This is a genomic window from Microcystis sp., from assembly GCF_048564745.1.
In the GTDB taxonomy this organism is placed as follows: Bacteria; Cyanobacteriota; Cyanobacteriia; order Cyanobacteriales; family Microcystaceae; genus Microcystis; species Microcystis ichthyoblabe_A.
This window is the reverse complement of record NZ_JBLZRT010000164.1, coordinates 1-18,304: the sequence shown is the minus strand read 5'-3', so window position 1 is coordinate 18,304 and position 18,304 is coordinate 1. Positions and strand designations below refer to the sequence as shown.

Sequence of the window (18,304 nt, the reverse complement as noted above, 5' to 3'; positions counted from 1 at the left end):
AAAAGCTTGGATTGAGTGATAAAACCGAAAGTAACGCCCGATTTTAGTAGAGAGTTTCCCTTAAAAAATCCCAACTTAGTAGATTTACAAAAATGAGATGTACCCCTTTCAGTTATCAGTTATCAGTTATCAGTTATCAGTTATCAGATTTGAGTTTTAAGTTAGCAGTATTAAATAGAAGTTTCCTACTGTTTTTTCACTGATTACTGTTTACTGATTACTGAAAAAGCTGGTAACTAATATCGATCCTATAACAATTTCTCTAATTTGGGATCGGTTTGTAATTGCTTGAGAACTTGTTTAATATCTTGGGTACGATCTTTGTGGACAACGAGAGTCGCTTTCCCGTCGCGAACAATTACCAGATCTTTTAAACCAATAGTAACGATCACTTCCTCCTCATCACTAGCATAGATAATAGAGCCTTCCGTATCCAAACCGACATGATTGGCCAGTTCAATATTTTTGCCCTTTGCTTCTAGTAATCTTTCCAGAGAATTCCAATCTCCCAGATCATCCCAACCGAAATTAGCGGGTAAAACGTAAGCGAGTTGGGTTTTTTCCATCAAAGCATAATCGATACTTTTTTTCTCTAAATCCTCATAGGCAGCGATGCCCCGATCGATCAGAGGCTGTAAAATATTATTAGCGTGGGTTTTTAGCTCCTCTAAAACCACTTGTCCCTGAAAGATAAACATTCCGCTATTCCAGCTAAAAAGTCCCGTTTCTAGGAATTTTTCGGCCGTGGTGCGATCGGGTTTTTCCGTAAAACGACTCACTTTATAGACGGGTAAACCATTAAATTCGCCTTGATTTTCTCCCTGTTCGATATAACCGTAACCGGTGGAGGGATAATCGGGTTTAATCCCTAAAGTAACGATCGCTTTTTGGCTGACGGCCACTTCTACGGCCCCTTTTAAAGTGTTAATATAAGCCTCTTGATTACCAATATAATGATCGGCAGGAAAAAAACCGATCGCCACTTCCTTACCATAACGTTTTATCACTTCTAAAGTAGCCCAAGTCACAGCCGGGGCCGTATCCTTGCCCACCGGTTCCACTAATAGGTTACTCTCCGGTAAATCGGGCAGTTGTTCGCGGACACCATCAGCGATCGCACTAGCGGTAATTACCCAGAGATTTTCCCAACCTGCCCCTAAAGATAATAGACGATCGGCTGTTGCTTGTAAAAGACTGCGACCACTACCATCAAGACAGAGAAACTGTTTCGGACGCGCTAGACGACTGAGGGGCCAAAAACGTTCCCCTTTACCACCGGCGAGAATGACTGGAACAAGCGACTGATTCATAAAAAATTGACACTTATCGGTTAAGTTGAACCGATTGTATCAGACGGCAGCGAGCGTTTTCCTGATTCAAAGCTAGAAAGCGGGCAAATAACCCGCTTTCTAGCAAAAATAACCGAAATATTGCGATTAGAAATTCATTTCGGCCGCTTGTACTGTTTCCACTTGTTTTTTCTTAATAACTAAGAGGATTTGGCAGAGCATAATGCCACCGAGGAATAAAACCAATCCTTTGATCCGGCCGGGATTTTGTAGGACAACTTCCGTCTCTTTTTGACCAAAACCGCCAACATTGGGGTTACTGGTTAAAAATTGTCCCACTTCGATGGCTTGACCTTCCGAGACGATTAACTCAGGACCTGCGGGAATATTTTCCACCACGGGGCCAGCTTCAGAAGTGATGGTGACTTCATAACCACCGGCTTCGGTTTTGCTGATCTGGCTAATTGTACCTGCGGTAGAAGCTTTGAAAGCGTTATTATTGCTCGGTTCACCGGTGGGGTACACTTGACCGCGACCGCGATTGGCCCCTAAATGCACAGCATATTTACCGAAGTGAATACCTTTATTTTGGCTAGGATCGGGGGCCAGGACGGGGAAAACGATTTCTTTGTATTGATCCCCGGGTAAGGGGCCGACGATAACCACGTTATCTTGACCTTCTTTGTAGGATTGGAAATAGACTCCACCGAGTTTTTCCTGCATTTCTTCGGGAATGCGATCGGGGGGGGCGATTTTAAAACCATCCGGTAGCATTAAGACTGCACCGACGTTTAAACCCCCCTTGGATCCGTCGCCTAACACCTGTTGACTGGCGGGATCGTAGGGGATTTTTACCACTGCTTCAAAGACGCTATCGGGTAATACCGAGTGGGGGATTTCAATTTCGGCGGGTTTTTGGGCTAAATGGCAGTTCGCGCAGACAATCCGACCTGTGGCCTCTCTGGGGGTTTCTGGGGCGGTTTGTTGCGCCCAAAAAGGATATGCTTGGGCAGATTGGGGGTTAATGACATCGCTGGTTAGGAGTAGGGAAACGGTAGCGATCGCCACGAGGACGGCTTTCACTAGGGCCTGTCTGTGGACTTGCGGGAAGCTTAAAAAGTTGAATGTTCTCATCTCTATCGGTTGAATAATTCCAAATCTCGTCACATTGAATAATCTAGGACCACCAGGGTTCTTCACCGGTGCGGAAGTCGGTTTCCGTCCAAGTGGAGAAGACGACTTTATCATTATCGGTGACGTTGGCATGGGCGAGGGCTAAGGATAGAGGCGCTGGACCGCGAACTACTTTTCCTTCGGCATTGTACTGGGAACCGTGGCAAGGACACATGAATTTTTCTTCGCTGGCATTCCAAGGCACCACACAACCTAAGTGGGTACAGACGGCGTTAATTCCGTAGTTGGCCAGGGTTTTGTCCTCTTGGACGACTAAATAGGTGGGGTCGCCTTTTAAACCTTGGGCTAATGTGCGATCGCCAGCGTTATGGCTGGTCAGAAATTGACTGACAATCACATCATTGCCTAGGGCATCTTTAGCGGTGACACCGCCACCCGTACCACCGGCCGAGGGGGGAATAAAATACTTAACAATCGGATACAAAGCCCCCGCTGCTACTCCGGTAATTGTACCAAAGGTCAACAGGTTCATAAATTGACGACGACCCAAATCGGGAACATCTGTACCGGAAACTTGACTCATTGCTCCTTATCTCCAAATGTAAATTTTTGTAAACTAATTCTCATCTAAGGGCGATTTTGTGCATCTCGATCAAGACGAAAACCCAGAGCTTAAAGAAGGTTTACAAGGGCTGTATTAGATTATTACAGATATTGAGTCACGGACAATTGCCACAGCAAAGCTGCCCCCAATGCGATCGCTGTTTGCTCGCTTTCAGTGCTAGAGGCAAATTATTAAAAAATTGACATAATGGCGGCTTGTCTGTTTACTTGACAGTTACGCTTCCTATCAGTCATACTATTAAAAATAGTTCAAAAAAACCAAAGATTAGGTTATGTGACTCTAACCAACACAATCAACTATTACCGGTGATTTACTCAAGATGATGACAGCTAATTCTGCTTATGAATTGTTAGAATCTGCTTATGATAAACTCGATTTTAGTCAAGGCGACTTAGTGAGTTCAAAAGTGTCATTGTCAGAAATAACTTTAGAAGAGTGGATAGAAAAAGGAGATTGGTTAGAATTAGCCAAGCAAGTTGAAGCAGAAAAAGTTTTTTTTGTTAATAATAATCCTGTGATTATTTTTGCTAAATGCGATACTCAAGAAGATGAAAAAGTACGGCAAATCTTTAATAAAATATGGTGTATGGCTAGACCAAGTTACCTATTTTTAGCGAAAGAAGGTGAACTAGCTATTTACGATCTAACCAAACCACCTGCTAGAAGTATAGAAGATTGGAAGGAAAATAATAGACCGTTAGAAGTTGCCCAAAACATACTTGAAGTAACTTCAAAACTTTATCAATACAGACGGGAACAAATTGAATCAGGGAAGCTTTTTGAGGATGAGCGTTTTGAAACATCTAATCAACGTGCTGATCAATCACTGATCAAAGATTTAAAAACAGTTCGTTTAGCCTTAATTCGTGAAGGATTAAGCGAAAATAAACGTAAATATGCTCATGCTTTAATTGGTAGATCAATTTTTATTCGCTATTTGGAAGATAGAGGAATTTTAACTCAAGAGTATTTTGAAGCAATAGCACAAAACAATGCAACATGGAAAGCCTTACTTAATGCTCCTGACGATCAGTTAAATATGGAAATTGAAGCTAAACAACATTATATCAAAATATTAAGTGATAAAAGTTTTACCTATGCTTTATTTAATCGGTTGAGTCAAGATTTTAACGGAGATATGTTCCCTTCTGATGAACAAGAAGCGGAATCTGTTGAGCAACAGCATTTATCTCTCTTACAAGAATTTTTACAGGGAAATATTGATCAACAAAAAAAATTATTTTTCTGGGCCTATAAATTTGATATAATTCCTATTTCTTTAATTAGTAGTATTTATGAAGAATTTTATCATGAGTCAAATACAGAAAATATTGATAATGGGACGCATTATACACCGAGTTCATTAGTAGAATTTGTCTTGTCTAAAGTTTTAACGTCAGATTGTTTGACAACTCATCCCCGTATTCTTGATCCTTGTTGTGGTTCAGGAATCTTTTTAGTGGAAGCATTTCGGAGAATTGTGAGACATCGAGTCTATCAAAATCAGGGACAGCGATTAAGTTGGCAAGAGTTAAGAGAAATCTTAAAAAATCAGATAGCTGGGATAGAAATTAATTCAGAAGCTATCAGAATTACTGCATTTAGTCTATATCTTGCTTTATTAAATTATCAAGAGCCTCGAAACATTTTATCACAAATTAAACGAGGTGAAAAATTACCCTTTTTAATTTATCAAGCGAATGGGTTATCTGAGGATAATCACTTTAATAATTTAGTCTGCGATAATGCTTTTCAAGAATTTTCTAACTCAGAGGATGTGATATTATCTAGAAATTTTAGTAGTCAATGTGCTGATGTTGTTGTCGGTAATCCTCCTTGGGGATCTCCTAAAACGAAGGATAAAAAAGGCACAAAAGACTTAAATATCGCTTTACAATGGTGTCAAGAACGTGATTATCCAGTCGGAGATAAAGAACGTTCTCAAGCGTTTATCTGGAGAGTATTTGATTTTTTAAAAGATAATGGATGGTCAGCATTAGTGGTATCAACAGGTATTTTATTTAAGACCCATGATAAAAGCAAAGAATTTAGACAAAAATGGTTAAACAGTGTCTTATTAAAAGAAGTTGTCAATTTTGCTCATGTTCGTGATATTTTCTTTAAATCTGGTAATAAAAACCAATCTAGTGCCTCAATTTCTCCTTTTGCTTCAATTATTTTTCAGAAAGTCAATCAGACAGAGTTAACCTTAAAAGATCAAGTTGTCACTTATTGGTCTGCTAAAAAAACAGCTATGATTAAAAATGTGCAAGCTGTTATTTTGAGTGTTATGGATCGTCGTGGTATCAGACAAAGTGAACTATTTTATAATGATTCTTTATGGAAAATTTATTATTGGGGAAATCATCAAGATGCTGGTTTAATTCAAGGTATAACTTTAGCTCCAGCATTAAAAGAATTACATGATCCTAACAATAGTGGTCAAGGGTTTACAACTGGAAGTGCTTATTCAGCACCACAATGGCTATCTGAATATCAAAATCTACCGATTCCCAAATTTCAACGTTATTCTTCTATTCAAAAAGACTGGTTTACATCATCTCCCAAAAAAGTGCATCGTATAGCGAATGAATCTTTATTCTATGGTGAAAGATTATTGATTAAACATGGCATTAGTCAAGCATCTAGAAAAAAAGGAGAAATTATTGCTCGATTAGAATCAGAAAACTTCAGTTTTACAAATTCAGTAAATTGTATCAAGTTACATGATGCTGAAGAATGGAAATATAAAATTATATTAGGAACTTTATGGTCTTCATTATCTCGTTATTACTTTTTTCTGACTTCTAGCAAATGGGGAATATGGCATGATGGAATTTATAAGGATGAATATTTAAGTTTGCCGATTATTTTTCCAAAGGATCAAGGTATTCGGGAAAAAGTTATCGATATTGTTGAGCAATTACAGAATTGTAATCCTATAAAGTATAGTATTGAACATCCTGAAGGAAAAACTCCAGAAAAAATAGAAGCACAACTCACTGAATTAGAATATCAATTAGATGAGGCAATATTTGATGTCTATGATCTCACCATTGCTGAACGGGATCTCATTCGTGATATGTGTGATGTAGGGATAGAGTTTTACTATAATCATATCAACAGTAAAGCAGTAAAACCTGTTGAAAGCTATCCTCAACAAAATCAAGGACTTCTCAACGATATTAATAAAAACCGTCAAACTCAAAAAGAATTAGAAGGTTATTTACAAGCCTTTTTAGATATTTGGAATCGAGAATTAGAACCTGATGGTGAATTCAGTTGGCAGATTATTCGTCCTCAATTTCAGGGGTTAGAAAATCCTATGTTAGCCGTTATTTTCTCTACACAAGAGTATGGAGAAAAACCTCAACCTGTCTCCCAATCAGAGCAAAAACAATGGATAGAAATTATTGATCAATTAGCAAGACAAGAAAACGGTTTATTAGTTCCCTATAATAGCCATCAAATTTATCTTGATGGTTTAGTTCGTTCGGTTTCTGATACAGAAATCATTATTATTAAGCGTAATGAACGAAGATTCTGGACTCGTAGCATGGCGCGTGAGGATGCGGAGGCAACAATGCTTCAAATTATTAACTTACAAGAATCTCAAGAAAGGCTCTAAACTTATGGCAAAACCAAGTTTATTAGAAAAAGATATATGGGGTAATCATGAAAAGAGAGTTTTGGAGCTTTTTAGTCGTGCTTTGAAATTACTTCAAGAAAGCACAGATTTGCCGTATAAAGAAGATGATTTAAGTCGTCAGCTTTTTATGTTAGTTCGTAGGCTAAATTGTCAGAATGATAAACAAGGGCTTTCCTGTTCTCCCATATATCAAGGTCAAAATCAGCCTGTTAGTGATGATGCAAGTCGATCTAGACGAGAAGACAAAAAACCTGATTTTCAGTGGGAAATGCGGGATTCACATGAGATAAATCCTGAGAGGATGTCTAGGTACTATACTTTAGAAGCTAAACGATTAGGTTCTCCTCCGTCAAAATTTCAAAAAGATTATGTTTTAAAAGGCATACAAAGATTTATTTTAGCTGAATGGGGTTATGGAAAATCCGTCAGTTCGGGAGCAATGATTGGTTATATTCAAAATATGGAATTAAAAGAAATTTTAAATAAAGTTAATAAGCATTGTTCACAACTAACCATTATAGATTTAACTTTATCGCCGGAAGGATGGCAAAATGATGTGAGTCGTCTTGACCATCAACTAGAACGTCCTGATGTGCCACCTAGTCCATTTAATTTAAGACATCTATGGGTAGATTTACGAAGTAAAAAAACTGATAACAATGACGATACCTCATCATAAAAATTTATTCAAATTCTCCATTAAACGCTCATGAATCTCATCACCCCAAAACCGAAATAAGGACAACCCTAGACGATTGACCCTTAAAAACGCATCCTCAGCATCATAAACGGCTAATTCTCACTGATTCTGACTCATTAAAATCATCAATCTACCTTTTAAGTCAACTCTTAGAAATTGCTAAAATAGGAGTAGAAAAAGCGATAGAAACCGATGAAGAAACGGCAACCGCTTGGATAAACCAACAACTAGAAAGCTTGGGAGTAAACCTAATCTGATGAACACAAAAATAAATCTACCAATGGAACAAATTAAAGGATTTTGTCAAAAGTGGCAAGTCACCGAATTGGCATTATTTGGTTCAGTTTTACGCGAAGATTTCCGTTCAGATAGCGATATTGATATTTTAATTACCTTTTCCCCAACTGCTAAACGAGGTTTAACCGAAACCCTACAAATGCGCGATGAACTGCAAGCAATTTTTGATCGAAAAGTAGATTTAATTGTGAAAGCAGCACTCAAACGGAGTGATAACTGGCTAAGATGTAAAAACATTTTAGAATCAGCACAGATTATATATGCCTCATTGTAAATGCTATCAGACGTATTTTGCGCTATACTGATGGAAAAATAAATTAACAGAACTTTTGAAAGCGATCGCACATTTACTCTAAGAGTGCTTTAAAAGCAAAATCCAAACAACTCTTAGAAATTGCTAAAATAGGAGTATAAAAAGCGATAGAAACCGAGGAAGAAACGGCAACCGCTTGGATAAACCAACAACTAGAAAGCTTGGGAGTAAACCTAATCTGAACAACACAAAAATAGAACTACCCTGGATTTTTACCAGAGGTTTATTTTTAACGGGGGAGAATGTCAACCCTCACTCCCAGACTCAACAGTATGGCCGACTTCGCTGATCCATTGGGCAATTTCTGCGCGGGATGCGGTGGTTTCTACCGTGACGATTTTATTGGCTACATCCACCGATATTTGGGCTGCTGGTTGCTGATTATTAATCGCTTTAGTAATGGTATTAGCGCAACCTTCACAGGCAATACTAGGCACTTTTAGGGTAATTGTCATTGTTGTAACTCCAGTAACTTCATAGCTAAAAACTAGCATAAATTGTCAGGGGTAGCTGATTTTTTAAGAGTTTATTTACCATTTCAGCACTGCCGCTTCGATCCCCTGTTCCCGACGCAGTTTACTATCTTTTTCTAGCCATTGGATGACCTGTTTATGGGTTAGTTCTTCTAGGGTTACTCCCGTATCTTCGGCGATTATTTTTAGTAAGCGTAGGGAAGAAATCGTTAAACGAGTCAGGAATTTTTCGGGAGAAGTTAAGAGGGCAGCGTCCACATCTGCGGATTCTTCTGGGGTTAAAAATTGTCTGTTTTCGATCATAGTTTTATTTGGTTTCCATCCAATTGTCACCGGCTTTAATTTCTACCAAGAGAGGGATCGTCAAGGAGACAGCTTCTTCCATAGTCGTCTTGATTTTTGACTCTAGGGATGGCCATTCTTCCCTCGGTACTTCCAAGACTAATTCATCATGGACTTGCAGCAGTAATCTCGCTCGATAATTTTGCAGTACCTCAGCCAATTTTACCATCGCTACTTTAATAATATCAGCACTGGAACCCTGAATGGGCGCATTAGCGGCCGATCTTAATAATTGTGCTTCCTCGTTGTTGAGTTTGAGGCTATCTAAATCGATGTCATGTAAGGACAGTCCCCGCAGTCTTTTTAAGAGGGGATTATCGAAGTTAAAATAACGTCTTCTGCCCAAAATTGTTTCCACATATCCCTGAGCGATCGCTTGTTTTTTGCTATTCTCTAAATACTCAAATACTTGGGCATAACGTTGATGATATTTTTCAATAAATTTTCTGCCCTGTTCTACGGTTAATTTCGATTCACGGGCGAATTTTTGCGCTCCCATGCCATAAATAACCCCGAAGTTAATTGTTTTTCCTAAACTGCGTTCTTCGGGGGTAATTTCCCTTTTATCAAAGAGCAATTGAGCGGTGACTTTATGAACATCTTGATTACTACGATACGCTTCTAATAAAACTGGTTCTTGACTGAGATGAGCGAGAATTCTTAACTCGATTTGTGAGTAGTCCGCTGATACTAATAAGTAACCATCTTCGGGTATAAAAGCTTGACGAATTCGTCTGGAAAATTCACTGCGAATGGGGATATTTTGTAGGTTAGGATTGGAGGATGATAAGCGTCCGGTGCTGGTGATGGTTTGATTAAAATCTGTATGTACTCGTGCGGTTTTTGGTTCGGCTAATTTCGGTAAAGCATCCACATAGGTGGATTTTAATTTGGATAAGGTGCGATGTTCAAGGATATAATCAACTAAGGGATGATCTCCTTGTAGTTTCTCTAAAACACTTTGATCGGTAGAGTAACCTGTTTTAGTTTTTCTGGATTTTTTGCGATTGAGTGCCAATCGATCGAAGAGGATTTCACTTAACTGTTTAGGAGAGCTAAGATTAAAAGTTTCTCCGATAGATTCGTAGGCATTTTTTTCTATGTCTGCTAGGTCTCTTTCTAGTTGCTGGGAAAAGTTTTTTAGATAATTGATATTAATTTTTATACCATAATTTTCCATCTGCCACAACACCATGACTAAGGGAGATTCTATTTCAGAGAATAATTGATACAAAGGGGGAATTTTAGTTAATTCTGCCTGTAATTTTTCTCGAAGTAAATAGGTAGCGTAGGCATCTAATCCACAGTAGTTAGCAGTGGTGTTAATATCTAAATCAGCGATGGTTTTTCCCGTAGGAATACCGAGACTTTTATAACTAAGGGAAGTGATACCGTCTAAATAGCGATCGCATAAATCTTCGAGATTATGAGTTAGTTCGGGATGGAGGACATAACTAGCCACCATAGTATCAAAAACTAGACCTTTAACGGTAATTCCTTGATGATAAAAAACATCAATATCAAATTTCGCATTCTGGAAGACTTTCGGATAATTATCACCCGCTAAAATTGGGCGTAATTTTTCGAGGACTATCTCTAGATTTAAATTATCACCGCTCTGGTGGCCGATAGGAATATAGGCCATAGCATTTAATTCTTTTCCCCAACAGCAACCGATCCCGACCAATTTGGCTACACGAGGATTTAAATCCGTGGTTTCGGTGTCCCAAGCGACGGGAAAATGTGGATTAGTAAAAGTTGTTAATTTTGCCAGTAAAGCATCTAACTTAGGAATAGTATCAATAATTTCCGGAGCAATTAGAACTGGTGGAGAAATAGGGGGTAAATCAAACAGAGACAATTGATTAGAATCAGCATCGCTAGTTAATTCTAGGGTAGTAGTGCCACCTAGATGCTGTTGAATTTGATCGAGTTTCTGGAGAATTTTCTTTAATTCTAATCTTTCCAATAAAGCTTTAACTAAACGCCGATCAAAACCTCGGAGGCGAAATTTCTCCTCTTCGAGGCTAACGGGGGCATCAAGGGCAATTTTGGCTAAATAGCGAGAACTTTCGGCGGCGGTTTTTCCCTCTAATAATTTAGTTTTTACCATTCCCTTAATCGATTCCAGATTGGTATATATATCGTCTAAGTTATCGTATTTTTTTAATAAATCTATCGCTGTTTTTTCGCCAATTCCGCGCACCCCGGGGATATTATCAGACTTGTCACCGCAAAGAGCTTTAAAATCTACTACCTGTTTTGGTGTCACCCCTAACTTTTCCGTGACAGCTTGGGAATTAAATTCTGTATAACCCTGTCCCGATGTACTTTTGACCGCATTAATATCCAGATAGAGAACCGTGGTTTTTTTCTCCTCATCTACCAATTGGAATAAATCTCGATCGCCTGTTAAAATCTTGACCGTATAACCATGATCACCGGCTTGTTTTGCCAAAGTTCCTAAAACATCATCTGCTTCGTAACCGGGGGAAGTCACAATAGGAATATTCATCGCTGCTAAGAGACTTTGCAGATTAGTTAAATCGGGGCGAAATTCTTCGGGAGTTTCTTGCCGATTAGCCTTATAATTGACATCAGCTTCATGGCGAAAAGAAGGGACTGCTAAATCAAAAGCCACTGCTAAATAAGTGGGTTTTTGAGTTTCTAGTAACTGCAGCAGAGAATTTAAAAACCCAAAACAAACACTGGTGGGAATGCCGGTAGAAGTACGCAGAGGACCAGAACGAGACTTAGCAAAGGCATAATAGGCACGAAAAGCCAAAGAATGCCCATCGATCAGGATAAATAGCTTATTTTGCTCGGCACTGGTCATAATCTAGCCTCTTTAGTCCTATCAAAATAATACTAAATAGTGTATAAAATTTACATCCCCTATTTTGCCCGAATTTGCCTAAATTTGACAAGGGAGTTTCTTCTGCATTAGACTATAACAGATGCTGGCCTTGTTCTAACCTTAAATCTTTCTATCTCTTTACAGGCGGCGGATGCCTGTGCTACCAATTGCATCAATGTCATTTACAGGCATCCTGTTTGTACCACTAGGGAACTATCAGAAAAATGCCGATTACTGTAGGCTCTGTTTTAAAGCTGTTAGCGAAGGGAATTATGCTACACTAGCATCAATATCTAGTCAAAAAGGCTTGTAATTTATGACTCCTCATCTTTCTCTTAGCCAGATTATAGAATCTATCGATCAACTTTCTTTAGAAGAACAAAACCAATTATTTGAAAAATTAGCGCAGAAAAAACAACAACAAGAGCATCCACTCCTCAATATACCAGTTACACTAACCTATAATCCCCTCTTAGATGAAGTCATAGAGAGTATAGAAACCTATCGTCAAAAAGTTGACCAAGAAGACAGTCAACAAGTTGAAACACCGTGACTCAATATATATTAGATACCGATCATATAACCCTACTGCAAAAACTACATCCGAACTTAGTTCGGAGAGTAGCGTCTATCGATCCTGATGATACGGCTATAACAATTATTACTTTAGAAGAACAAGTAAGAGGATGGTTCAGCGTGATCAGAAAATACTCTCAAAGCAATCAATATGAAAAGTTAATCAAAGGCTATCAAGGTTTGAGAGATATAGTTAATTATCTGAGCAAATTTAAAATTTTGAACTATACTTTAGAAGCTCATTATCATTTCAGAGAATTACGGGAGCAAAAAATTCGTATAGGAACACAAGATTTAAGAATTGCAGCGATTAGTTTATCAGAAAACAGTATTTTAGTAACACGCAATTATCGTGATTTCTCTCAAATCCCTAATTTACGCCTACAAGATTGGACGATATAGAACTCTGTAGGGATGACTACGAAAATTGTTACATTTTTTAAGGATTACCCAGCCATTATTCAGCCATTAGCCTGGCATCGGCGATCGCTGATAACACCGCCTCAAAAAAAATATTTGCCAAAAAGCCAGCGTAAGGGTATTTTAAGAATAATTTTATATGAGTACTTTTCGATTACATGAGAATCCTAGTTACAGGCGGTGCGGGTTTTATTGGTTCCCATCTAATCGATCGCTTGATGGAACAGGGTCATGAAGTGATCTGTCTGGATAACTTCTACACGGGGGTGCGCCGAAATATCGTTAAATGGCTAGGAAATCCTTATTTTGAGCTAATTCGTCACGATATCACCGAGCCGATCCGTTTAGAGGTGGATCAGATTTATCACCTGGCCTGTCCTGCTTCCCCGATCCACTATCAATATAACCCCGTCAAAACGATTAAAACCAATGTTTTAGGGACCATGTATATGCTGGGCCTGGCTAAAAGGGTAAAAGCGCGATTTTTGCTCGCTTCTACCTCGGAAGTCTATGGCGATCCCGATGTGCATCCGCAAGCGGAAGAATATCGAGGCAATGTCAACTGCATCGGGCCGCGTTCCTGTTATGACGAGGGTAAACGGGTGGCGGAAACCCTGGCTTTTGAGTATTATCGGGAGCATAAAGTCGATATCCGGGTGGCTCGGATTTTTAACACCTACGGCCCGCGAATGTTGGAAAACGATGGTCGAGTGGTGAGTAATTTCGTCGTGCAAGCTTTGCGCGGTGAACCCCTGACGGTTTATGGTGAAGGTTCCCAAACCCGCAGTTTTTGCTATGTGTCTGACCTGGTGGAAGGGTTAATCCGTTTGATGAATGGGGACTTTATCGGGCCGATTAATCTCGGCAATCCCGATGAATACACAATTCTGGAATTAGCGCAAGTCATCCAAGGCATGATTAATCCCGATACCGAATTGGTCTATAAACCACTGCCAGAAGATGATCCTAAGCAGCGACAACCAGATATCACTCGTGCTAAAACCTATCTAGATTGGAGTCCCACTATTCCTCTAAATCAGGGTTTAAAAATGACGATCGAGGATTTCCGTTCTCGTCTAAGCTAATCCCTAATCAATAAATTTAACTTAATTGTCACTGGAGTGATTATCATGCGTGTTTGTGTTATCGGAACGGGTTATGTGGGTTTAGTCACTGGGGTTTGTCTAGCACATATCGGCCATCATGTTATCTGTATTGATAACAATGAAGAAAAAGTCAAATTGATGAAATCGGGACAATCCCCCATCTATGAACCGGGGTTATCGGAATTAATGCAGTCTTCGGCAGCCTCCGGCAATCTGGAATTCTCCACGGATCTAGAAGCGGGAGTTAAACACGGCGAAATCCTCTTTATCGCTGTTGGTACTCCTGCACTACCAACGGGGGAAAGTGACACCCGTTATGTGGAAGCGGTGGCCCGGGGTATTGGGGCCCATCTCAACGGTGGTTATAAAGTAATCGTCAATAAATCTACCGTTCCCATCGGTTCTGGGGATTGGGTACGGATGATCGTCCTCGATGGCGTGGCCGAGAGACAAAAAAATCTCGTGGCCGCTGGTGGCGGTATTAGTACACTAGAACGCATCGAAGCGGATTTCGATGTGGTCAGCAATCCCGAATTTTTACGCGAAGGTTCGGCAGTTTATGATACTTTTAACCCTGATCGTATTGTTTTAGGCAGTAACAACCCGAAAGCCATCGAAATGATGAAGGAATTGTACGCGCCTTTGGTTAAACGCCAATTTGCTGATGATCCCTCCTTGCCTCCCGTTCCCGTAGTGGTTACGGATCTCAGTTCGGCGGAAATGATTAAATACGCTGCTAATGCCTTCCTAGCCACCAAAATTAGCTTTATTAACGAAGTAGCTAACATATGCGATCGCGTGGGGGCCGATGTCACCCAAGTGGCTAAAGGTATCGGTTTAGATTCCCGTATCGGCAGCAAGTTTCTCTCGGCCGGGATCGGTTGGGGGGGTTCCTGTTTCCCCAAAGATGTGTCGGCTTTGGTACATACCGCAGAAGACTACGGTTACGAAACGGAATTACTTAACGCCGCTATCAATGTTAACAAACGTCAACGGACAATCGCGATCGAAAAACTGCAACAGGAATTAAAAATCCTCAAGGGTAAAACCGTCGGTTTGTTGGGATTAACTTTTAAACCCGATACCGATGATATGCGCGATGCTCCGGCTTTAACCATGATCGAACAGTTAAATCGTTTAGGTGCTAAGGTAAAAGCCTATGATCCGATCGTTTCCCAAAGTGGTTTAAGTCACGGTTTAAGCGGTGTGATTATCGAATCGGATCCGGAAAGATTAGCCGATGGTTGTGACGCTTTGGTGGTGGTGACGGAATGGCAAGAATTCCTCCGTCTCGACTACGGGAAAATGGTTAAAACCATGCGCGAACCCGTGTTAATTGATGGTCGCAATTTCCTCGATCCTGCGGTGGTGACAGCAGCTGGTTTCCGTTACCTGGGGATTGGACGTTAATCGAGTAACCAATCCGCCTTTTCAGCAGGACTGATGCGGTTGGGGAAGGGACAAGAAGCACCAACCCTTACCCCTGCTCCTAGGGGCGAAAATTGCCCGATTATGCCGCCTGAAAAACGAAAACTTCCTAGCTGACCATGGGGTTATTGGCTATAGTTAAATGATATGAACAGGAGCCACTAGAATCCAGGAGCGATGGGTAGAATTAAATTGAGAAACTAGAAATCAGTTTTAGCAATACATACCTATGGTTAGCTCTGTTCAATACCGCTACACTAACGAACAAGTTAGGGACTGGTTACGGGGATTACTGACAATTGCCTGGTGTGATGGGGATTATAGCACCAGCGAACAGGAATCGATCGCCCGTTTCGCTCACGAATTAGAATTAGATGACGACCACGTTCTCTATCAATCGATTAGTCCCGAAGAATTGGCCGCAAGTTTCGGTCATGACCCGAAAATATCAGAAAACTTCCTCCGCACGGCGGTTATGGTAGCGATCGCCGATGGCATTTATTCCCCCGCAGAAGCGCAATTACTGCGTAGTTATCGGGATGCTTTCGGGTTAGAAATCGAGGCCCTGTCAGCTTTAGAACATACTATCTGTGAAATTCCCGAAATTACCACGGAAGCGCAGAAATCCGAGTTTATCAGTGCCGAACATCCCCACCCGGATCTGCTGCATCCCCTCAAAGATTGGTTAGATGGGGTGGAAATGCACGATCCGCGCTTGGCCCGGTTTATCTGCAAAATGGTGCCGCCTCAATGTCCTTTTGAACGCGATATCGTGCTGTTTGGTCATAAATTAGTCCATATTCCGCCTCTGTGCAAGTTAAATCCTCTCTACGAGCAATTAGTCGGTTTACGCTTCCGGGCTTTATCATACTTAGCCGATGATTGTCAAGAGGATATTTCCGAGTATATTTAGCCAATTTAACTAAAATTGCGGTTAACACGGTATAAATATGCTGCTGACAAAAAATATCTCAGCCTCAAGGCTTTTCCTAGCTAATTCTTCCGTTAAAATTAGGTGAAGTCGCCTTTAAGAGAGAAACTATGAGTAAAAACTCCCGACGAGTCGATTTTCCTGATTTACCCGGGCTAAAAAACCTGCGCTCCTATCAATGGCAGTGGCTAGGCCGAGATATACTCGCTGGTGTCACCGTGGCGGCCTACGCTATTCCCCAGTGTATGGCTTACGGCGACCTGGCCGGGGTCGAGCCCGTGGTGGGATTGTGGACTCTCGTGCCAGCCGCCCTAGTTTACGCCCTTTTCGGCTCCTCATCGCAACTATCCCTCGGACCAGAATCGACCACAGCAGTGATGACGGCGGCAGCGATCGCACCTCTGGTGAGCCTTCAAGGGGAAAATTACGGCAGTTTAGCGGCTTTTTTAGCCCTAATGGTCGGTTTAATCTGTTTTGTCGCTTACATCGCCCGCTTGGGATTTCTAGCTAATTTACTCTCCAAACCGATCCTAATCGGTTATATGGCGGGAGTGGCAGTGATCATGATTGCGGGACAACTGGGTAAAATTAGTGGTTTGTCAATCCGTGAAAATACGGTTTTTAAAGAAATTTTCGCTTTTTTCTGGGGAATAAACCAATGGCACTGGCCAACCCTTAGCCTAGCTCTATTGCTGTTACTATTTCTATTTGTCATCCAAAAATATTTTCCCAAAGCACCGGGGCCCTTGCTGGCGGTTTTACTGGGAACCCTCGCCGTCGCCACCTTCCATCTTGATGGAGAGGGGGTGGCAGTAGTGGGGAAAATTAGCAAGACTTTGCCCAATTTTGGCTTACCAACCCTAGATTTTTCCCAATTACTACCCCTAGTAACCGCGGCCGTCGGCATTGCCCTGGTGGGCTATTCCGATAACGTCTTGACCGCCAGAGCCTTCGCCGCACGTCATAACCAAGAAATCGATGCCAATCAAGAATTTTTAGCCCTAGGACTGGGGAATCTGGCGGCGGGTTTTTGTCAGGGATTTCCCATCAGCAGCAGCGCCAGTCGCACCGCGGTGGGCGATTCCGTGGGCAGTAAAAGTCAGCTTTACTCCCTGGTGGTGGCAGGGGTGGTGGTGGCGGTCATTTTCTTCCTCGGTCCGATACTGGCACTCTTTCCCAAGGCTGCTTTGGGTGCGCTGGTGATTTATGCGGCCTGTAAACTGGTGGATATTGCCGGTGCTAAACGACTAAAAAGCTTTCGCAATAGTGAGTTTAATCTCGCTGTCCTGACCATGGTGGGGGTGCTAACCACGGGGATTTTAAGCGGGGTTGCCATCGCCATCGGTCTCTCGGTTATCGATTTATTGGCCCGCATTACTCGGCCTGATGATGCGGTCTTGGGTACAGTCCCGGGGGTGATGGGTTTACACGCACTCCAGGATTGGCCAGAAGCGCAAACAATACCAGGGTTAGTTATCTATCGTTACGATGCCCCCTTATTTTTTGCTAATGCGGCCGACTTTAAACGTCGCGCTCTCAGTGCCATTGCCCGGGAGACAAAACCAGTAGAATGGTTTGTCTTGAATACGGAGGCCCTTGGGGAATTGGATAGTACAGCCGTAGAGATTCTTGAGGAATTAGCGGCAGAATTATCAAGACGGGGTATAGTTTTCGCTCTCGCTAGGGTTAAACACGATCTGTACTTAGAATTGCAACTTTCCCGCTTGTTAGATAAAATTAGCGAGGAGAGGATTTACTATACTTTGCCGGCGGCGATCGAAGCTTTTAAAAATCGTTAACTGATAGTTAGGGGTCGAGAAGGTCGTCGCCGACCTCCCCTCCCATAAAGAACCTACCCGTGCATAGTTTTCGGACTTTATTGAAATTAGCTGATAGAGTTGTCTAAGTTGGGCTTCCGTCGGTTGCATTTAGTCATTATCGGCTTGATTTTAGATTATTGTTCATTTTAGTATTATTAATCGAAAGCCACTTCCCTAACCTATTTAGGGTCTGCTGAATAAAGGTGAAATGTAGGCAAGGTAAGGGTTTTGTGGCTTTTCTCGCGAAACAGGTGCAAGATTTTGAGAGAATCGTGCTTCAAAACCTTGCGTCTTCATCGGCCCGCGTCCTGTAGGGGCGAAGCATTCGGATAAAAAATCTACGG

15 protein-coding genes are annotated in these 18,304 nt (G+C 41.2%); 9 read left to right on the top strand and 6 right to left on the bottom strand.

What is annotated here, in order from left to right:
- Positions 1-248: 248 nt before the first annotated feature.
- From ACOCD9_RS17905 to petC, 3 genes are all read right to left on the bottom strand, one after another.
- Positions 249-1,310, bottom strand: coding sequence for a mannose-1-phosphate guanylyltransferase (locus ACOCD9_RS17905; RefSeq protein ID WP_419548098.1), 1,062 nt, complete (start codon positions 1,308-1,310; stop codon positions 249-251).
- Between the two features lie 126 nt (positions 1,311-1,436).
- Entirely contained in the window at positions 1,437-2,423 is a 987-nt protein-coding gene (petA, locus tag ACOCD9_RS17900; RefSeq protein ID WP_002754684.1) for a cytochrome f, read from the bottom strand.
- A gap of 43 nt (positions 2,424-2,466) precedes the next feature.
- Positions 2,467-3,006: a cytochrome b6-f complex iron-sulfur subunit gene (petC, locus tag ACOCD9_RS17895; protein ID WP_002781457.1), complete on the bottom strand. Its 540-nt coding sequence runs from the start codon at positions 3,004-3,006 to the stop codon at positions 2,467-2,469.
- Positions 3,007-3,367: 361 nt separating this feature from the next.
- On the opposite strand from petC, the gene ACOCD9_RS17890 reads away from it, so the two are divergent.
- The 3 genes from ACOCD9_RS17890 to ACOCD9_RS17880 all read left to right on the top strand — a co-directional run bounded on the left by ACOCD9_RS17890 (position 3,368) and on the right by ACOCD9_RS17880 (position 7,968).
- The gene (locus ACOCD9_RS17890) at positions 3,368-6,676 is read left to right on the top strand and encodes an HsdM family class I SAM-dependent methyltransferase (protein ID WP_419548097.1); all 3,309 of its coding nucleotides are present in this window, start codon (positions 3,368-3,370) and stop codon (positions 6,674-6,676) included.
- Between the two features lie 4 nt (positions 6,677-6,680).
- Positions 6,681-7,376 (top strand): hypothetical protein, encoded by a 696-nt coding sequence (locus ACOCD9_RS17885; protein ID WP_287699722.1) that lies wholly within the window; start codon positions 6,681-6,683, stop codon positions 7,374-7,376.
- Between the two features lie 301 nt (positions 7,377-7,677).
- The gene (locus ACOCD9_RS17880) at positions 7,678-7,968 is read left to right on the top strand and encodes a nucleotidyltransferase family protein (RefSeq protein ID WP_016517134.1); all 291 of its coding nucleotides are present in this window, start codon (positions 7,678-7,680) and stop codon (positions 7,966-7,968) included.
- 284 nt (positions 7,969-8,252) lie between these two features.
- Here the strand turns inward: ACOCD9_RS17880 and ACOCD9_RS17875 are convergent, their stop codons facing one another.
- The 3 genes from ACOCD9_RS17875 to polA are packed head-to-tail and all read right to left on the bottom strand — an operon-like array spanning position 8,253 to position 11,658.
- Positions 8,253-8,501 (bottom strand): heavy-metal-associated domain-containing protein, encoded by a 249-nt coding sequence (locus tag ACOCD9_RS17875; protein ID WP_008206496.1) that lies wholly within the window; start codon positions 8,499-8,501, stop codon positions 8,253-8,255.
- 36 nt (positions 8,502-8,537) lie between these two features.
- Positions 8,538-8,783, bottom strand: a complete 246-nt coding sequence (locus ACOCD9_RS17870) for a hypothetical protein (RefSeq protein WP_002736270.1) — start codon at positions 8,781-8,783, stop codon at positions 8,538-8,540.
- Positions 8,784-8,787: 4 nt separating this feature from the next.
- On the bottom strand, positions 8,788-11,658 hold the full coding sequence (polA, locus tag ACOCD9_RS17865) for a DNA polymerase I (protein WP_419548096.1): 2,871 nt from the start codon (positions 11,656-11,658) through the stop codon (positions 8,788-8,790).
- Positions 11,659-11,995: 337 nt separating this feature from the next.
- Between polA and ACOCD9_RS17860 the strand changes: the two genes are divergently transcribed.
- The 6 genes from ACOCD9_RS17860 to ACOCD9_RS17835 all read left to right on the top strand — a co-directional run bounded on the left by ACOCD9_RS17860 (position 11,996) and on the right by ACOCD9_RS17835 (position 17,939).
- Positions 11,996-12,232, top strand: coding sequence for a hypothetical protein (locus tag ACOCD9_RS17860; RefSeq protein ID WP_002746188.1), 237 nt, complete (start codon positions 11,996-11,998; stop codon positions 12,230-12,232).
- Positions 12,229-12,657 carry a type II toxin-antitoxin system VapC family toxin gene (locus ACOCD9_RS17855; RefSeq protein WP_002781451.1) on the top strand — a complete coding sequence of 143 codons (429 nt, stop codon included), beginning with the start codon at positions 12,229-12,231 and terminating at the stop codon, positions 12,655-12,657. Before ACOCD9_RS17860 ends, ACOCD9_RS17855 begins: the two co-directional genes overlap by 4 nt.
- A gap of 176 nt (positions 12,658-12,833) precedes the next feature.
- The gene (locus ACOCD9_RS17850) at positions 12,834-13,760 is read left to right on the top strand and encodes a UDP-glucuronic acid decarboxylase family protein (RefSeq protein WP_419548095.1); all 927 of its coding nucleotides are present in this window, start codon (positions 12,834-12,836) and stop codon (positions 13,758-13,760) included.
- Between the two features lie 45 nt (positions 13,761-13,805).
- Positions 13,806-15,191, top strand: a complete 1,386-nt coding sequence (locus ACOCD9_RS17845; protein WP_287699718.1) for a UDP-glucose dehydrogenase family protein — start codon at positions 13,806-13,808, stop codon at positions 15,189-15,191.
- A gap of 247 nt (positions 15,192-15,438) precedes the next feature.
- On the top strand, positions 15,439-16,122 hold the full coding sequence (locus ACOCD9_RS17840; RefSeq protein WP_419548094.1) for a Mo-dependent nitrogenase C-terminal domain-containing protein: 684 nt from the start codon (positions 15,439-15,441) through the stop codon (positions 16,120-16,122).
- 128 nt (positions 16,123-16,250) lie between these two features.
- Positions 16,251-17,939, top strand: coding sequence for a SulP family inorganic anion transporter (locus ACOCD9_RS17835; protein ID WP_419548093.1), 1,689 nt, complete (start codon positions 16,251-16,253; stop codon positions 17,937-17,939).
- The last annotated feature ends 365 nt before the right edge of the window (positions 17,940-18,304 follow it).

What these genes read in the sequence shown, in the direction of transcription:
- ACOCD9_RS17905 (WP_419548098.1), bottom strand. Translation starts at nt 1,310, where the DNA reads ATGAATCAGTCGCTTGTTCCAGTCATTCTCGCCGGTGGTAAAGGGGAA.
- petA (WP_002754684.1), bottom strand. Translation starts at nt 2,423, where the DNA reads ATGAGAACATTCAACTTTTTAAGCTTCCCGCAAGTCCACAGACAGGCC.
- petC (WP_002781457.1), bottom strand. Translation starts at nt 3,006, where the DNA reads ATGAGTCAAGTTTCCGGTACAGATGTTCCCGATTTGGGTCGTCGTCAA.
- ACOCD9_RS17890 (WP_419548097.1), top strand. Translation starts at nt 3,368, where the DNA reads ATGATGACAGCTAATTCTGCTTATGAATTGTTAGAATCTGCTTATGAT.
- ACOCD9_RS17885 (WP_287699722.1), top strand. Translation starts at nt 6,681, where the DNA reads ATGGCAAAACCAAGTTTATTAGAAAAAGATATATGGGGTAATCATGAA.
- ACOCD9_RS17880 (WP_016517134.1), top strand. Translation starts at nt 7,678, where the DNA reads ATGGAACAAATTAAAGGATTTTGTCAAAAGTGGCAAGTCACCGAATTG.
- ACOCD9_RS17875 (WP_008206496.1), bottom strand. Translation starts at nt 8,501, where the DNA reads ATGCTAGTTTTTAGCTATGAAGTTACTGGAGTTACAACAATGACAATT.
- ACOCD9_RS17870 (WP_002736270.1), bottom strand. Translation starts at nt 8,783, where the DNA reads ATGATCGAAAACAGACAATTTTTAACCCCAGAAGAATCCGCAGATGTG.
- polA (WP_419548096.1), bottom strand. Translation starts at nt 11,658, where the DNA reads ATGACCAGTGCCGAGCAAAATAAGCTATTTATCCTGATCGATGGGCAT.
- ACOCD9_RS17860 (WP_002746188.1), top strand. Translation starts at nt 11,996, where the DNA reads ATGACTCCTCATCTTTCTCTTAGCCAGATTATAGAATCTATCGATCAA.
- ACOCD9_RS17850 (WP_419548095.1), top strand. Translation starts at nt 12,834, where the DNA reads ATGAGAATCCTAGTTACAGGCGGTGCGGGTTTTATTGGTTCCCATCTA.
- ACOCD9_RS17845 (WP_287699718.1), top strand. Translation starts at nt 13,806, where the DNA reads ATGCGTGTTTGTGTTATCGGAACGGGTTATGTGGGTTTAGTCACTGGG.
- ACOCD9_RS17840 (WP_419548094.1), top strand. Translation starts at nt 15,439, where the DNA reads ATGGTTAGCTCTGTTCAATACCGCTACACTAACGAACAAGTTAGGGAC.
- ACOCD9_RS17835 (WP_419548093.1), top strand. Translation starts at nt 16,251, where the DNA reads ATGAGTAAAAACTCCCGACGAGTCGATTTTCCTGATTTACCCGGGCTA.